Source organism: Halomonas sp. KM007, from assembly GCF_050709225.1.
GTDB classification, from domain to species: domain Bacteria; phylum Pseudomonadota; class Gammaproteobacteria; order Pseudomonadales; family Halomonadaceae; genus Vreelandella; species Vreelandella hamiltonii.
In genome coordinates this window covers 2637544-2654023 of record NZ_CP136131.1, presented here as the reverse complement: position 1 = coordinate 2654023, position 16480 = coordinate 2637544, and the positions used below count along the sequence as shown (strand labels likewise).

General features: G+C 57.0%; 13 protein-coding genes and 1 pseudogene. 5 read left to right on the top strand and 9 right to left on the bottom strand.

What is annotated here, in order from left to right; all coding sequences use genetic code 11:
* Positions 1-101: 101 nt before the first annotated feature.
* Together RVM27_RS12550 and RVM27_RS12545 are read left to right on the top strand one after the other, a co-directional pair.
* Positions 102-1484, top strand: coding sequence for an FAD-binding oxidoreductase (locus RVM27_RS12550; RefSeq protein ID WP_498956738.1), 1383 nt, complete (start codon positions 102-104; stop codon positions 1482-1484).
* 25 nt (positions 1485-1509) lie between these two features.
* Entirely contained in the window at positions 1510-2619 is a 1110-nt protein-coding gene (locus RVM27_RS12545) for a pyridoxal phosphate-dependent aminotransferase (RefSeq protein WP_498938804.1), read from the top strand.
* Positions 2620-2714: 95 nt separating this feature from the next.
* Here the strand turns inward: RVM27_RS12545 and RVM27_RS12540 are convergent.
* The 6 genes and pseudogenes from RVM27_RS12540 to RVM27_RS12515 form a co-directional block, all read right to left on the bottom strand.
* A pseudogene (locus tag RVM27_RS12540) lies at positions 2715-3125 on the bottom strand (class II histone deacetylase); the annotation flags it as partial.
* Positions 3122-4153, bottom strand: coding sequence for a histone deacetylase family protein (locus RVM27_RS12535; protein ID WP_287808538.1), 1032 nt, complete (start codon positions 4151-4153; stop codon positions 3122-3124). The pseudogene RVM27_RS12540 and the gene RVM27_RS12535, both read right to left, overlap by 4 nt.
* 35 nt (positions 4154-4188) lie before the next feature.
* Entirely contained in the window at positions 4189-5133 is a 945-nt protein-coding gene (gene lhpI, locus RVM27_RS12530; RefSeq protein ID WP_287808537.1) for a bifunctional Delta(1)-pyrroline-2-carboxylate/Delta(1)-piperideine-2-carboxylate reductase, read from the bottom strand.
* 222 nt (positions 5134-5355) lie between these two features.
* Positions 5356-6123 carry a helix-turn-helix transcriptional regulator gene (locus tag RVM27_RS12525; RefSeq protein ID WP_287808535.1) on the bottom strand — a complete coding sequence of 256 codons (768 nt, stop codon included), beginning with the start codon at positions 6121-6123 and terminating at the stop codon, positions 5356-5358.
* Between the two features lie 119 nt (positions 6124-6242).
* Positions 6243-6599, bottom strand: a complete 357-nt coding sequence (locus tag RVM27_RS12520) for a RidA family protein (protein ID WP_039180261.1) — start codon at positions 6597-6599, stop codon at positions 6243-6245.
* A gap of 157 nt (positions 6600-6756) precedes the next feature.
* Positions 6757-13326: a calcium-binding protein gene (locus RVM27_RS12515; RefSeq protein WP_498956737.1), complete on the bottom strand. Its 6570-nt coding sequence runs from the start codon at positions 13324-13326 to the stop codon at positions 6757-6759.
* 211 nt (positions 13327-13537) lie between these two features.
* On the opposite strand from RVM27_RS12515, the gene RVM27_RS12510 reads away from it, so the two are divergent.
* Positions 13538-13861 carry a DUF4124 domain-containing protein gene (locus RVM27_RS12510; protein WP_498956736.1) on the top strand — a complete coding sequence of 108 codons (324 nt, stop codon included), beginning with the start codon at positions 13538-13540 and terminating at the stop codon, positions 13859-13861.
* 62 nt (positions 13862-13923) lie between these two features.
* Here the strand turns inward: RVM27_RS12510 and RVM27_RS12505 are convergent, their stop codons facing one another.
* From RVM27_RS12505 to RVM27_RS12495, 3 genes are read right to left on the bottom strand one after another with little or no spacing between them, the layout of a single operon-like run.
* Positions 13924-14394, bottom strand: coding sequence for a hypothetical protein (locus tag RVM27_RS12505; RefSeq protein ID WP_498956735.1), 471 nt, complete (start codon positions 14392-14394; stop codon positions 13924-13926).
* Positions 14395-14444: 50 nt separating this feature from the next.
* Positions 14445-14777 carry a hypothetical protein gene (locus tag RVM27_RS12500; protein ID WP_498956734.1) on the bottom strand — a complete coding sequence of 111 codons (333 nt, stop codon included), beginning with the start codon at positions 14775-14777 and terminating at the stop codon, positions 14445-14447.
* A complete protein-coding gene (locus tag RVM27_RS12495) occupies positions 14777-14920 on the bottom strand; it encodes a hypothetical protein (RefSeq protein WP_498956733.1) in 144 nt (47 codons plus the stop codon). The genes RVM27_RS12500 and RVM27_RS12495 overlap by 1 nt, the downstream gene beginning before the upstream one ends.
* 455 nt (positions 14921-15375) lie before the next feature.
* On the opposite strand from RVM27_RS12495, the gene RVM27_RS12490 reads away from it, so the two are divergent.
* Complete coding sequence (locus tag RVM27_RS12490; protein WP_498956732.1) at positions 15376-15585, top strand: helix-turn-helix domain-containing protein; 210 nt, start codon at positions 15376-15378, stop codon at positions 15583-15585.
* Positions 15582-16268, top strand: coding sequence for a hypothetical protein (locus RVM27_RS12485; RefSeq protein WP_498956731.1), 687 nt, complete (start codon positions 15582-15584; stop codon positions 16266-16268). Before RVM27_RS12490 ends, RVM27_RS12485 begins: the two co-directional genes overlap by 4 nt.
* The last annotated feature ends 212 nt before the right edge of the window (positions 16269-16480 follow it).

Here is a 16480-nt window from a genome sequence, read left to right as displayed (position 1 = left end):
CACGCTGTTTCATCAGCGTTGATTCATACGTCTTTATTCACACAACTGTCTTCAAACAACTGTCTTCACAAAACAATGGAACGCCACGTAAGGAAACAGGCATGCAGATTACCCTGGAGGCGCTTCGCGCCATCGTCGGCCCCGCGCACGTACTCACCGGAGACGATGTGCGTAGCCGCCGTGTCGACTGGATGACCGGCTCCCCCTGCCTTGCCGGTGCCATCGTGCGCCCGGCCAGAACCCAAGCGCTGGCCGAGGTGATGCGCGCTTGCCACGAGGTCCGACAGCCGGTGGTGACCCACGGCGGGCTGACCGGGCTGGTGCACGGCGCCGACGCCAGCGAAGAGGAGCTGGTGATTTCACTGGAGCGCATGACCGCCATCGAAGAGATCGACCACGTTGGCGGTACGCTGACCGTCCAGGCCGGTGCCCCTTTGCAGCGGGTACAGGAAGCCGCCAGCGACGCGGGCTTGCAGTTCCCGCTGGATTTGGGCGCCCGGGGCAGTTGCACGATTGGCGGTAATATCGCCACCAACGCCGGGGGCGTGCGGGTGATCCGCTATGGCATGCTGCGCCAGCAGGTGCTGGGGCTGGAAGCCGTGATGGCCGATGGCCGTATCGTGAGCTCCATGAACCGCATGCTGAAAAACAATGCCGGGTTCGACCTCAAGCAGCTGTTCATTGGCAGTGAAGGCACGCTGGGTATCGTGACCCGCGCGGTGCTGCGCTTGCAGCCGCCCACGCCCAGCGAACAAACCGCGCTGGTGGCCTGCCCCTCGTTCGAGGCCTTGACGGCCCTGCTCCGCCACATGGGCAAGGCACTGGGAGGCAGCCTGGGGGCTTTCGAGGTCATGTGGCAGAACCATTACCGCCTGCTGACGGAAACCTCGGGACGCCACACACCCCCCATTGCCACCAACCATCCGTTTTATGTCATCATCGAATCATTGGGCAGCGATGCCGAGCGCAATACGACCCAGTTCCGTGAGGCCCTGGAGAGCGCGCTGGAGAACGAGCTGATCGTCGATGCGGTGCTGGCTCAGTCAGCGGCCCAGCGAGACGGCCTGTGGGCCATTCGTGAAGACATCGAAGGCCTGGTCAAGGCCATGACCCCGGTATTGACGTTCGATGTCAGCCTGCCGATTGCCGACATGCAGCGCTACACCGATGCCCTGGAGCACCAGTTGACCCAGCGCTGGCCCGATGCCCGGCTCGTAGTCTTTGGCCACCTGGGCGATGGCAACCTGCATATTTCGGTGTGCGTGGGCAGTCATGAATTGGCGGTACGCCGGGAGGTCGAGACCCTGGTGTATCAACCCCTGGCGGCGCTGGGCGGCTCGGTGTCTGCCGAACATGGGATCGGCCTGGAAAAGCGCCCATGGCTGGAGACCTGCCGCTCGGCAGAGGAGGTTGCGCTGATGCACACCCTCAAGCAGGCACTCGACCCTCATAAGCTGCTGAACCGTGGCAAAATATTGCGTTGAACATTGAACTGATCAGGACCTGATTATGCCCCGCTACCCCGACCACCTGACGGGCGTTGGCCCCGTGAACCCTTTCCCCGGCATCAAGGTGCTGGAGCGGCGGCTCGGCCGTGAGATCCCTCACCGCCTGGGCTCCAACGAGGGGCTGGACATGCCCCACCGTGCGCTGCGGGAACACTACGGCGATGCCGTGGCACAACACGTGTATTGCTATGGCGATGCCGAAGCGCTGGGCGTTCGCCAGCGGATCAGCGCCCAACAAGACATTCCCCTCGACCACCTGCTGGTGGACGCCGGTGCCGACAGCCTGATCGCTCTGGCACTGCGCACCACCTGCATTGTGGGCGAGGCCGTGGTGAGTACCGCAGGCACCTACCCCACCTTCGGGTACTTTGCCCAAGGCCAGGGCTGCCGGTTGGTCGAGCCCAGCTACCATGAAGCGCCTGGCGTGCTCGCCCCCGATCTGGAAGCGCTGGCGGCAGCGGCCCATCAGGAGCAAGCGCGGCTGGTGTACCTGGCCAACCCGGACAACCCCAGCGGCCACCTGCACAACGATAGCGCCATTCTCAAGTTTCGCCAGGCACTCCCCAACGACTGCTGGCTGCTGCTGGATGAGGCCTACGGGGATTTTCGTGACGATGCGGGAAGTGAGTTTCTGGGCCAGGCGCTGCCGGGGGTGATTCGCCTGCGCACGCTCTCCAAGGCCCATGGTCTGGCGGGCATGCGGATTGGCTACGCAATTGCCGAGCCCGACGTGCTGGCGATGATGATGAAAGTGCGTATTCACTACGCGGTCTCTTCCTTCACCCAGGCCGCCGCCGAGGTCGTGCTCGACCACCCCGAGGAAGTGCAGCAGCATATTACGGATGTCAAAGCGCGCCGTGAACAGCTGGCGCTGCACTTCACGGCGCTGGGGGCAGACGTGCTGCCCAGCGCCACCAACTTCGTCGGCATCCGCCTATCCAGCGCCGAGCTGGCCGCCGCCGTGCATCAGGAACTGCTGGACGATGGCGTGCTGGTGGCCCGCCTTGCTCACCCGCAACTGGCCAACGTGATTCGCATCACGGCAGTAGAAGAGGCACTGCAGCCGGGCAGGTTGGCGGCGCTGGAAAAGGCGCTTCGACAGCACGGCTAGCCGCGCAGGCCCCGGCGCCACTCCCCTCTCATGCCGGGGTCAGCCAGTGCTGGTAGGCCTCCAGCTCGCCGCGTACCACCTGGTGATAGAGCTGCTGCAGCTGCGCCGTGACGCTGTGGGCGGGTATCGGCTCGCTGGGCGACGGCGTCTACGGCGGCGATGGCCAAGCCCGCCGAGTGGGTCGCTGCGGCCCAGCTGCCCGGCATGTAGGGCGCGCAGTCGCCGCCGTTACCGCCCCTTGCCGCATCGCCTGCTTGAAGCTCTTCCAGGTAGCGTGGCGTGTGAAAGCGCAGCAGGTCTTCCAGTATGGCGGCGGGCGGCTTGACCACGTAAAGCTCGTCGATCAGCCCGCTGACTTCCAGAATGTTTTTCAGCCGTCGCTTGCTTTCGGGGCTTTCCGAGGCGGCCTGGGGCTGCAAGAACTCACCCGGCGCCGAGAACACGCCGATGGCCCCCTGGTCGTGCCAGAAGCAGCGTTCGTGCCAGTAGAAGCCGGTACCGCTCATGCGTTAAACCCCTTCATGAAGGCCGCCAGGTTGGCGCTGAGATATTCGGTGGGGTAGCCGCCTTCCTGCACGATCACCATAGGGAGCGACAGCGCGGCCAGGCGTTTGCCTACCTCGATAAACGCTTCGGTTTCCACGTTCAAACCGGCCAGCGGGTCTGCCTTATGGGCATCCAGCCCCAGAGCGACCACCACCGCTTCCGGTTCGAAACGCTGCAAGTGATCGATCAAAATCGCCAGCGCGTCCAGATAGACCTCACCGTCGCTGCCTACCGGCAGGGGGAGGTTCACGTTGGCGCCCACGCCGTCATCGCTGCCTTCTTCGTCAGCCCCGCCCCAGAAAAAGGGGTAGAAGTCGCTGGGGTCGGCGTGCAGGGAACCGGTCCATACATCGTTTCTGGCGTAGAAAATGTCCTGGGTGCCGTTGCCGTGGTGCAAATCCACATCGATGATCGCCACTCTGGCAAAGCGTTCGCGCAGCACGGTCGCGGCCAGCGCCGAGTTGTTCAGCAGGCAAAAGCCGCCTGCCCGCTCGGGCCCGGCATGGTGGCCGGGTGGGCGGCACAGCGCATAGGTCACCGTCTCACCTGCCAACACGGCTTCTGCGGCTGCTTCTGCAGTGGCCGCCGAGGCCAATGCGCCCTGGAAACTGGTGGCGCTGAGCGGACAAGCCATGTCGTGCAGGTGCCAGCCCGCCTGCCCTATAGGGTGGCGGGGGTAGTGATGGCCGCCGTCGCAGGGGTGAATGTTGGGCGCCACCAGCGCGGCGGCGTTGGGCAACGCCTGCCAGCGGGCATGGATCGTTTCCAGAAAGGTCAGATAGCGCGGCGTATGAATCTGCGCCAGCCGCTGGCGCAGCTGGGGCGAGTCCGGCACGTCCGGGGCTACCAGCGCCAGGCCCACCTTTGCCAACCCCTGGGTGAGTAGCTCGGCCCGCACCGGCCCTTCCGGGGAAGGTGCCGGCTGGCCACGCAGCAGGAAAGTGGGCGGCGCATGCAGCGCCTGATCAGGATGATAAAAACACTTCATGGTCACCGTCCTTTGGCCATTGGAGCTAGCAAGGGCTACTTCAGCGTAGCGGGTAACGACTCCCAGAGCTCGATCGCCGCGGCTAAATCTTCCAGAGAAGCGCCCACCGACTTGAACAGCGTGATGGCCTGCGGGCTGGTGCGCCCGGGCTTCTCACCGCGCAAGACGTCGGCCAGCTCCGCCTGGATCTCCTCGAACTGGAAGGCGCCTTCCTCGATGGCCTGCAGGATGTCGCCCGCCTCGCCTTGTGCCCCCGCGAAGGTATCCACGAACACCTGGGCACGGCGCAGGCACTCGGCGTCGGTTTCGCGCATTTGCGGACGAAAGGCGCCGATCAGGTCCAGGTGCGTGCCTGGCGTCAGCCACTCGCCCCGGATGATGGGCTGGGTGGAGAGCGTCACGCAGCTGACGATGTCGGCCTCTGCCACGGCGGTGGCCAAGGTGTCGACGACCTGGGTATCGAAGCGGTCTGCATACTCTTCGGCAATGGCGGCTGCCTTGTGGGGGTTACGCCCCCAGACCAGCACGCGCTTGATGGGCCTGACGCTTGCGTGGGCTTCGATCACCATGGGGGCCAGCTTGCCGGCCCCCACCACCAGCAGCGTTTCGGCGTCTTCCCTGGCCAGCACCTGAGCCGCCAGCGCAGAAGCAGCGGCGGTGCGGCGGCGGGTCAGTTCGCTGCCATCGATGCACGCCAGCGGCTGGCCGTGTTGACCTTCGCTGAGCAGGTAAAGGCCGGAAATGGCCGGCAGGCCGTGTTCGGCATTATGCGGAAACACGTTGACCATCTTCACCCCGATATAGCCTGCCGCTTCCCAGGCGGGCATCAGCAGCATGGTGGCTTCGCCATCCGGCCGATGCATGGCGTGATGGTGGCGCGGTGGCGACTCCACCCCGTTCACGAAGGTGTGGCGCAGGCGCTCGATCAGGCCTGGCCAGACTAGAGACTGCTCGACTTCCTTGGCAGAAATGACCTTCATGCCCACTCCCCCTGCAGGTGATAGACGAGGCCTTGCACAATGACCCGATGGGTAGCAAAGTCCACCGCGTGCGTGTGGGTATGGGGATAAAACAAGGGTGGTAGCATCAGCGCTCTCCAGCGTCATCGAACTTCTCTTGAGACTACGACGATGCAGCGGCGGTTGCTTGCCCGAGACTCTGGCAAGTTTGCCCGCAAGTCAGGTAGGCCGAGGTTTCAGACGCTAGCGATCCGACGAAGGGGAAATGTCGAAGTAACGACGGTAGGCGCGGGAAAAGCTGCCCTGGTCGCGAAAACCCACCAACATGGCGATATGGCCAAGGCTCATGGCGCTATGGCGCACCAGGGTGCGCGCGTGCTCCAGCCGCCTGCGCTGCACATAGGCCAGCGGCGTCACCCCGGTGAGCTCACGAAAGCAGCTATGAAAGTGGCCGGGACTCAAGGCGCATAGGGCGGCCATCTGCTCGACACGAATGTCATCGGCCAGGTGCTGATCGAGCCAGGCATCCAGGCGCTCCAGGTCCAGCCGCTCACTGATGCAGCGCGCGCCCATCTGGGCTGCCGTCTGGAGCGGTGCATCCTGCAGGTACATGTAGAGCGCCCGCAGTAACAGTGCGGCAATTTCGTTTTGCAGGGCCGGGCACTGATCCAACTGATGGGCCAGCGCATGGGTGAGCTGGTTCAAGGCGGGGGGAACGGTAAAGAAGCGCGGTTTATCGAACAGCCGCTCGATCTCACTGCCCTTTTCCAGCGTGGCCAGGTGCTGCACGGGGATATCCAGCACCAGGGTTCGGTTGCTGCCATCGCCCTGATACTCGTGCTGGCGTGACGAAGGGATCAAGCAGCCCCGGCGAGCGGTCACCCGCTCCCCCTGGCCTTCCATGGACAGTTCCGTCACGCCACACGTGGCCAGTATCAACTGGTGAAAATCGTGGGTGTGCGCCACCTGCTCTTGCGCCAGATTGCGGCTATGCAGCTCGAACTGGACCATGACCGTACCGTTCGGGAAGTGTGAGAAGGAAGCTCCACTATAAAACGATCACGAAATAAAAATCGAGGGGGCGTTAACGCTCGGTTAACGCCCCCTCATGACAGCCTTGAAGCAACCGATCAGGCGTCGGGCAGTGCCGCGATGACCATGATTTCCACTTTCCACTCGGGCTTGGCCAGCTTGGCTTCCAGCGCAGCGCGCACCGGCGGACGACCCGGTACTACCCAGGCTTCCCACGCTTCGTTCATTTCCGCGAACTCGGCCATGTCGGTGACCCATACCTGCGCAGAGATCAGGTGCTCTTTGGAAGTGCCCGCCTGCGCCAGCAGCTCATCGATACGCGCCAGTACCTGCTCGGTTTGGCCACGCATGCCCACCGTGGCATCGGCTGGAACCTGGCCCGCGAGGTAGACGGTTCCGTTATGAACAGCCACTTGGCTCATACGCGCATTGCTTTCGTGATAGGTCACGCCCATGGGGTTGTCTCCCGCGACATTGGGTTGATGAAGTGATGACATGCGTGGCCAGCCAATTGCCTGGCCACGCTCTGATAGTGGCATGATTTACGCTGCACACCAACACAAGCCCGCCCCTGCCAGGCCTATCTTGCCACTGCAGGGGCTTTCACATGCATCAAGTGATGTTGTAGTTGGTATTCCAGTTCTCTTCGAGGAAGCCGTTGAGGTCCAAGTTTTCGAAGTTGGCGAGCGCTTGAGTATTAATATCTTCTCCTGAGAAGGAGACGCGCAGCAGCAAAGCATCATCAGGGTCTTCTGACGTATCACTATTACCTGCCAGCAGATAGACTATCTCGTCGTTTGCAAGCCCAAGCTGACTAAGCCAATCAGCACCTTCCGCGCCAAATTCGGCGGTTGTAAATACGGCAAAGGCAATATCAGCACCAACTAAAGTATTGCTGTCGATATCATTTTGATTGACATCATACTTTCCAAAGCCTCCGCTATAAATACCATCAATGACGTTACTTTCCTCAAAACCACGCAGCGCTTCAACATCAGCGGGAGTTAGATCAACAAATAATTCATCACGTCCATCAGCATCACCTACGCGAAAATCAGTAATTAGTTCAACATCACTACCTTGCTGCATATTGATGGAAAACGCTTTAGAGAGTTGAACAATACTGCCCCCAGGTTCAAGCTCGGGACGTAACTCAAACCCACCTAGACCCAATGAAAGCTCTAGATCTTCGATATCGCCAGGAGTAAGGGCATCGTCAACAACATAAATAGTCGCTGCATCACTCACCAAAAATGCGGCTGGCTCACCACCATTCCCAACAACATTCTGTGTATAGATGTTCTCAAACGTATCTTGAACGATCCAAGAGGTTAGAGAAGATATCGACACGTCACTATTGACTGCGCCATCAATCAGCGCTGTCGCCGTATCATAGAGGCGCTCTGCGGCATGAACATCTAACGCACCTGCCTCAAAGAGCGCCGCTCCGGTATCAATCGCATAGGTAGTAGGAATATCTTCCCCGCTGAGAAAGCGCTCTACCAGCTCACCCAACGGATAAGAGACCGTCAAGCCATCCTGATTGAAGTTATCTAAAACACTTAATGCTTCAAAGTCCTCATAACCAATTTCCGGCACATCAACGCGCACACTATTAGCACCCGTCACTGCGGTGTCGCCGATAGAAGCAATAAGGTTATCCGCACTATCTTCCACAGCCCAACTGAAGAGCTCGCTGCGATCCAAATCAACACTATTGCTAGCGTCAGCCAACACAGCATCAACCGTTCCTAACAATATATTTACTTGGCTAACTGTTTGAGCGTTAGCTGGGCTAAATACTGTCGAAGATTCAACTTGGTAACTACCTGGACGATCCGCTGCTTGCCCAGGAAGTACGCCGCCACCGTCTACTAACTCCACCGCTTGCTGCAACGTATACTCGACACTTGCAGAGTCAAGGTTCACATTCTCCAATACTAAAAATGCCTCATACTGCTGAGGAGTGAGCGTTGCGCCAGCCGGTAAGTCGAGGGTAATGCTATCAGCTCCTGTTACCCATGCCTCTGCCCTTGCATTGAATAGCTCTACCGGGCTTGCATCAGCAATTGTCCACGTTTGAAGCTGTTCGACCGACACGTCATTTCTGTTGAGCGCGCCATCCACGATTTCTTGCGTTGCTGTATAACGTACCTCGGCTCCTGAAACGCCTAATAAGTTAAAGTTCGGAATATCGCCTTCATGAGGAAGAATCTGATAGTTTTCAGTAATCCCTTCGATCTGAGCAAGCGTACGAGTTTCTGTAAACGTAAAACTAACCGGCGTTTCACCTAAGACAAAATTTTCAAAGTTGTTTCTAAGTTCTTGAGCAATTGATGACGTTATCACGGCATCATTGACAGACACCTCATCAGCGTCTGAAAGTCGTCCATTTGTATCTGCAGCACCTAATATTGCAGCAGCACTGTCAAGGACGGTCCAGCTATAAAGATCATCCAAAGCTGCGCTATCTAAGCGCGCATTCCTTGCAGACTGCTCGCTTTCATCCAAGATCAAACTAACAGCATTTCTGTACTCTAAAGCCTCCTCAACGGATAGGGCCTCAGCTACATATGCTGTTGAATCATCGATGATATAATTCGTCGCCAGCCCACCATTATCTTCTAGATAAATCCCCACCGCGTCCTCAAGCGTATAAGACTGAATCTCAAAGCCAACGATTTGTTCCAGAATGGCATATTTCTCAAACGTAATAACCGCTGTGTCGTTTATTTCAACCAGCGTTGCGTCGCGGATGTGAGGAGGATGTTGATTACCGTTATTTGTATAGGCCGTGACAATGGCGGCAGCACTATCTAAAACGCTCCACTCGTAGATGTCCGTCACTGACAAATTGTCGGTGCTTGCATTCACCAGCGCTAATACGGCGTTGTAATACCCTGCTGCGTCGGCCACATTGATGTTGCCTTCGCCAACGGCTTCGTCAATGTCGAACACGTCGCGAGTGAAGAAGAAACGCTCAGCTATATCGCCGGGAGCGGCGAACGTTTCAGTCGTTTCATCAAATACGTAGGTCAGGGTATAAGCGACCTCGTTATAATCAAAGCCATCTTCACCAAGGCCATTGACCAAGGCGTCATACTCAGCGGCTAGAATATTGCCATCTGCACCACCATTGGCCGCAAAGATCCTGTCTGCGCCCTCAAGTACTTCCGGAATACCGCTTGTATTGCTCTCAATGACAGCCAGAATATTGCTGGCAGAATCGGTGATGTGCCAATTATAAAAAGCTTCAAAATTGGCTGCGTCGCGGTTGGTAGAACCATCAAGAATGCTCTTGACGGTTTCAATATCCGCCAGCGCATTTGCAACACTCAACGGGCCATCGGGGTTTGTGTAGGGCGTGGTCGCTGTAATGGAGTAAAACTCGCTGGGGGCTAGTACACCATCGGCCTCGGCCTCCACGGCTGCTTGCAGGTTCGCATAGGTGACAGTGGTTCTGGCAGCACTGTCACTGGCATCCAAACGCAGCGTATTACCTAACACATCTAGCAGCTCCTCGTACTGAGCTTGAGTGATAGTCGTACCTGTTACACGCACCGCCTCTGCATTGATAATAGCGTCGTCGTCAAAAGCATTATCATTGGCACTAACGTTACTGACACCTGCCAGCAGATTGCCAATGGTATCTTCGATTTGCCATACAACCGCATCACTGGCGAGCAAAGCAGCTCGGTTCTCTGCACCCGCGATTATAGCGAAATAACTTTCCCCTTGAGCTACCGTCCATACGTCACTGAACGCTGTCTCCAGGTCGATCACGTAGTCGGCGACGAGTGGGCCATTGCCAGCATCAATGACGGAGATGGCGTTAGACAACGTGTACTTCACCAGTTCATCAAGGCGCACGTAGTTGAACTCAGCGGCACTCAGCGCTTCAAACTGCGCGATAGTGATAATGTCATCACTCACGTTTACTGCATCCGCGCGCGTAAGATGAGAGACATTACCCGCTTCTATGATCGCCGCAGCGTTATCAACGACCGTCCAGTTGAACAGCGCATCTGCATTAGGCGTTTGAGGATTGAGCGCGCCAGCGAGAATACGCTCAACCGCAGCCAGCGTTGTGGCGGCGGCGTCGACGCTGACCTCACCAGATTCAAAGGGCAAGGTGGTGTCGATGTCGTAATTGGCGGCTAGCTCATCTGCATTGACGGCGTTTTCCAGCGTATAGCGAACGATGGTCGTACCCAGCTCAAAGTTGTCCAGCGTGTTGAGCTGGTCGAATTGAGCCGACGAGATCACTCGGTTGCTGGCCGAGACTTGGTTCGCCTCGGTCACGTGCCCTTGATCCAGGTCCGCGATAATGGCTTCTGCCGTATCGCGAATGACCCACTCGAACAGGGTCAGTGGCGGCTGATTGTTCGCCCCTTCCAGTATCCGGCTAACGTCGGCAAAGGCCGCTTCTGCCTGGGCTACCGTCACGGTGCCTGCATTCAAGACGGCTTGCAGGTCGATGATGTAGTTGCTGGCAAGCGGGTCAGCCTCCAGCGCTTCGGCAAGGGTGTAATCTACTTCGGTCTCGCCCAGCACGAAACTCTCCAGCCTGCTGAGCTGCACGAACTGCGCAGGCGTGATGATGGCTTCCGTGACGCTAATGCTATTGGCTTCAGCAATTTGCGGGCGTGCGGCGGGCGTTCCTAAAATCGTCTCGAGGCTATCAACGATGTTCCACTCCAACAACAAGTCACGAGAGAGGTTATCGCTGTCGGTATTCTGGGCAAGATCCAGCAGCCTGCGGGTGTCGTCGATAAGCTCGGCCGCTTCCCGTACGGTCAAATTCCCTGCAGCAAAAGGCGTGTCCGGGTTCAGCGTATAATTGGCAGGCATCACATCGGTCGCCAATGCTTCTTCCAGCGTATAAGGCACGACAGTGCTGCCCAGAACGAAATTATCGAGGGTATTGAGATCGGCAAACTGGTCCGGACGGATTGTGGCATTTGTAAGCATCACACTCTGTGCACCAACGACCTCAGGACGACCCAAACCACCACTGACCAGGACATCTTCGGCATTTGCATGAATCGACCACGTGTAGATATCCTCCAAGGCAATAGGCGCCGTCGCAACGTCAAAGTCACCTGCCAATATCGCCTCGACCCGTGCCAGCTGGTTGCCAGCAGCCGTTAGCCCTAGCGTACCAGCAGCAAACGGCTGGTTAGGGTTGATCAAATACTGTGAGGGCAATTCGTCATTGGCCGCCATCGATACTGCCTGCTGCAGCGTCAAATAGGGCACATCTGCCCGAGAGTCGATCGTTGTTGAAAGATCGCTGTCAGGATCTTGTGCTGCCAGTTGGGCATCTCGCAGCGGGTTGCGCGAGCCATCGCGATAGGCATCTATATCCAGGTTTTCACCCGCGGCATCGATGGTATCCAGTGCTTGCTTCACCTGGCCTGCAATGGCTGGCAGCCCCAGCGCGTCGGCCATTTCCTGATTGGTCAGCGCACGCCCTTCTTCTCCTGCCTGATTGAATGCCACGCCCAGCCGCGACAAGGCGTCGGCAGAGCTGATGCCTGCCGTAGCCGCCATGGCCAAAAGGCTTGCGACTTTGACACCGGCAATCAGCAACTCCACGTTTGGAGAGGACACGCTGAGTGGGTCGGTGGTCATCAGGTCGATGCGTGCATCGAGATTCAAGGCGGCCTTGATGGCTGCTTGTGCATCGGCATTATTGAGACCGAACTGCTGACTCAGCTGCACCATCATGGTGGTGAGGGGAGTAATGACCGTTGAGCCATCCGGGGCCCGCAGAACCCCCGTGAAGGGCAATTCCGTCGAGATATCGACACCACCGGTGGCAGTCAAGATTCCACTGCCCTGCAAACCAGAGAAGAAACCGTTACCGTCCGTGGTGACACTGTTGGCATCGAACTCACGAGTGACGGTCGCCCCGGAAATATACCCATCGATCACATAGCCGCTGATGGTCACGGGAGGCACTGGAGGTGGTGTAGTACCGCCACCACCGCCACCACCACCTGCAGCCGCGCCTACGGCAATGGCACCACCACCGATATAAAGCCATGGCGGGATATCGGCAAACGAGCTGACCGGCGCACTGTTCGAGCCAGTGGTCCCCGCCACGGCAGCCGTGCTCGACGGTGCCGACGTAAACGAGGCGCTGGGTACGAACAGCAAGTTGCCAAAATCTTCACCGTCAGCCAGACCTTGTTGCAGGGCATCACTGGGGCTGATCAGCAGCAGGTCACCCTGCTCGACCACCGCCCAACGTGGCACCACGAGCTGTGAACCATCGGCCATCGTCACCAGAACGTTCCCGTCCGGCAACAGCTCCCAGGTTTGCACATCCGGCAACTGACTGAGCGGCACAAGAAGACCGCTGTCATTACCGAGCTGTTGCATGAGAGCGTCCACATCGACCACGACACGCCCGTTGGCCAGCGCCACGTCCGCCGCCACCAGATCGATACGCTGGCCGCTGTTCATCATCAGTGTGAGGCTGCCGTTGGGCTGGCGAATGACTTCTGACACCCCTTGCAGGTCATTCACTGGCACCATCTTGTCGGCCAAGGCCTGCTGGGCGAGCAAGGGCAGCACCAATGTAGCGGCCATACCGCCTTGCTTGAGGGTCTTCTGGTTCTTTTCCATCCAGCGGCGCACGAAAGCCACGCGCTCATGGGGGTCCGCCGGTATCTCAATGCGCGATACGTCGCTGCGGGTGTCGGCAAGTGCTTGCCAAGCGCCCTGAGACTCTACACTGCTGACCCTGACGCCATTGAGCAAATGACCGTTGACAACGCCCGGCTGCGTCGACTTGAGAATATCGGCTGATGACATCGCCATTGAGCACATCTCCACTGAAGGTTCGCAAGCGCCCATGGCGAATGCTTTTTCTAGTTGGTTAGGCGAACATCGCCCCGGCAGCCTCACGGAAAGGCGCCATTCAAATGGGGTCAAGTGTTTCATAAAGAAGTAGGAAAGAAACCTGAAAAAAGAGGGGGTAATGCCCTGTTTAAGAGCATTAGAAAACGCATGGGCGCTCTCGGGCAGAATACCGCGACACAAAAGGGCACTTTGGACATGATAAAAAAGGGCCTGACGTTGAATGTCAGGCCCTTCATGTTTGGTGCCGGTGGCCAGACTCGAACTGGCACACCCGTAAAGGCGGCGGATTTTGAAGCCTTTGTATTTCAGCACGTTACGGCACACTGCTTGCATTTCAAGCGTTTACGCCACTTGTACCCGCTCGCTTTGGCCTGTTGCAGCACACCATGCTGGACACTTTTTTGTCACCGTTCCCAGCACTGTGCACAAGCGCGCATGTGAAAAAATTCAACCAGGACGGCCCCAACCTGCACTTTTTCTTGGTAACCTTCCGTTACCGATATTCGCTTAGGGGTCATGGACGATGAAAAAGCCTGCGTTGGTTGCCCTCCTGGTACTGCTGCCTCTCTCTGCTCATGCTGAGGTTTTCAGGTGTGTGGTGAACGGCAAGACCACCTTTCAGGATTTCCCATGTGCCGGTGTCGCCTCTGAACGTGTCAACACCAACAACCTCACCGTGCTTCCCCCTGCTCCTCCCAGCTCACGGCCTCAAACGCCAGCCCGATCTGTGACGCCACGCCATCAATATCGTGTCGTCATTCCCAGCCCAGATCACCGGACTACAATTGAGCGCCGTAATGCTAGAGTGAAAGAACGTGCTCGACTCCCTTTGAGGCGCGGCTGGTGATAGCCATTACAGGCACTTGTGTAGCGTAAGCTTGGCATTACTTGTGTATATCTAAAGGCATGTTATTTACTTCCTTCTTTAAACCCTGCAGCTGCAAGTGTAACTAACATACCAAGAAAATTAATGCCAAACATTAATTGGTTCAAAAAATAGCCAATTTGTGCCGCCCCCTTTTCCCACCTTCCAACAAAACCAGTACTACCATAAAAGTGGGAATATATATAAACAAGGTAAGCGCTAAATATAAAAAGAATTGTAAATGCAAAGAAAGCGCTTGTTTCATGACCCTTCTTTTTTAGAGCAAAAAGCGTAGCAACTATTGCTAAAGGAGTAAGCAATTGCTTTTCAAGAAGCACTTTCGTTAAACTTGGCACATTACTGTATACCAATGGAGCGATAGCTACAATCGAAAAAGTGTAAATACAAAAACACAATGCAAAAAACATCAGCATAAGGAAATTCCACTTACTCTTTCTCGGCAATTTTCTTGCCACTTTTTCTTTATAACTTTTGGCAGCGTATTGACGTCTCATTCAACATCCTTTAATAAATCCTTATTAACCAAGGGAATAGAGAACTGCATCTAGAGTCTCACATTACTGCCGAAAGCCCCCTCCTGATCATTAAATCTTTTATCTAGCTCATCGCTTAACATGAACTCTGTCTTTAGGCGCTTTATCTCGAACTCTTCTCTAGTCTTTTTCGTTAGCAAGTACTGCCTTTCCGTCTTCTTCAACCTTACGCTTTCATCGACCATCTTCTTATAGTTAAGCACGTATACACAACAGCACCAAATAAAGACAAATAGCGCTATCAGCAACACCACATCAATAAAAATTGCGTAGTAAATGGCTTGCTGCAGCCCTGCCTCAAAGTCGCGCCATGCGCTTGACCAAGCCCTTTCAAATCCACTCATTATTTACGCCCCCTACGTTTATTCTTCCACTTCTTCAATAGCTTAGCTTCTGCCCAGATATAAAAAATGGCTATTCCGAAAAACGGAATAACCATTTTGAATACGGTATAAAAAAGCTCCCTCATTGCCTCATCAGGACTCATCTACGCTGCTCCCTGTTACCCACAACCCCTACCTCCTTGGAACCATCTATCCACAACCCTTTGTGCTAGCCGGTATCCGTTCCCGTTTTCTTCAACGCGCTGCGTGCCCTCTCTATCTCGGGGCTTATTTGTCCGCACGTCTCATCTGTCATACCAGTCATTAGCCAAAGTGTGTATTTCGGCCATTGCTTGCATACAGCCTCAAGAAGCTCCCCTTTCGGGGTTCTTCCAGTCTGCTCCATACCCTCAATAGTTTTCTTTGAAATTCCAATAAGTTGCGAAAACTCCGCACGTCCTGAAGTTTCGGCTTCTCTTATTAATCGAATTCTTTTTGCTAAGTCGCTTGCCATATACTCGCCAAAGGGGCTACCCTTACACGGTGACCTCGCAGAAGAGTACACCTCTACTGCACTCTTACAAACATACCACAACATGCCACAGCGAGCAGGTACAGCATGGAAACGAGCAACACGCCCTACGTCCCCGCATCTCAGGTGCCCGTCATGACGATCGAGCGTTTCTCCGAGCTTTCTGGCCTATCCCCCGACACCGTTCGCGGCCAGATCAACCAGGGCAACCTCCCCATCATCAAGGTGGGTCGTCGTCGCCTCGTGAACGTCGCGCTCTTTACCGCTGAGTGCCTGCAATCGGAGGACTGGTCATGAGCTGCTACACCCTGAACCCAGCGTTCCGCTCAAGCCTGTCTGCTGAACGTCTTGTCACGCTGTCTCTGAACGGTGTGAAGCAAAGCCCCGACGACGCCGCCTTTGCCACTCTGTTTGACGTTCAGCACTACAACGGCTCCATGGCCTTTGTGTGTGTCCCTAGCCACGTCTATCAAGCCAATAGCGACCGCCTGGAACAGTCACCAGCCTTCATCGCCAAGGACGGCAAATGTTCGTTCGATTTCGACTCCCATGACGCAGCTCTGGACTTCCTGCGGCATCTCTACGGAATCGACACCCCCGAAGACCCAAGCACCACCCGACGCGCTGCAGTACACCGGTGGCACCCGCACCCACCGATGCCCCCCCCTTGCCCCTCGGTGATTGTGGCACCCGCGCACCTATCCACACCCACTCGGCTAACGCGTCGTCCGTTATCCACAACGGCCTTTAGCCCCACCGGAGTTATGCACATGAGTAAAAAACAGCCCATCCGCGTGTTCCTTACCCCCGACACCCACAGCCGCCACCTCATCCAGGCAGGCACCAACGGCCTGACCTCCTCGGCGCTGTCCGAACGGCTCATCGAGTACGGTTTGGCGGAACTGGAACGCGGCAATACCGACCCGCTGGAAGCCATTTCCCGTGCGGCCTCCCCCGCTCCCCACACCACAGAAGCTTGATCCCATGTCCCCCTGCCCGTCATCCGTCGCCCTTCGGTCGCACGGCGTCCTTAGCCAGCAGCGGACAGACTGTCAACCCCTTTTTGTGGGGTTAAAAAAGGGGTTTACCGGCTGGCCGATGTTGGCTGCCGTGCAGAAAGACCGACGGGCAAACGGAGGGCGGGTAGGGGGACCCCCCTGCCTTGATTCCCGAGCTTTGAGGGAGCGGGGCC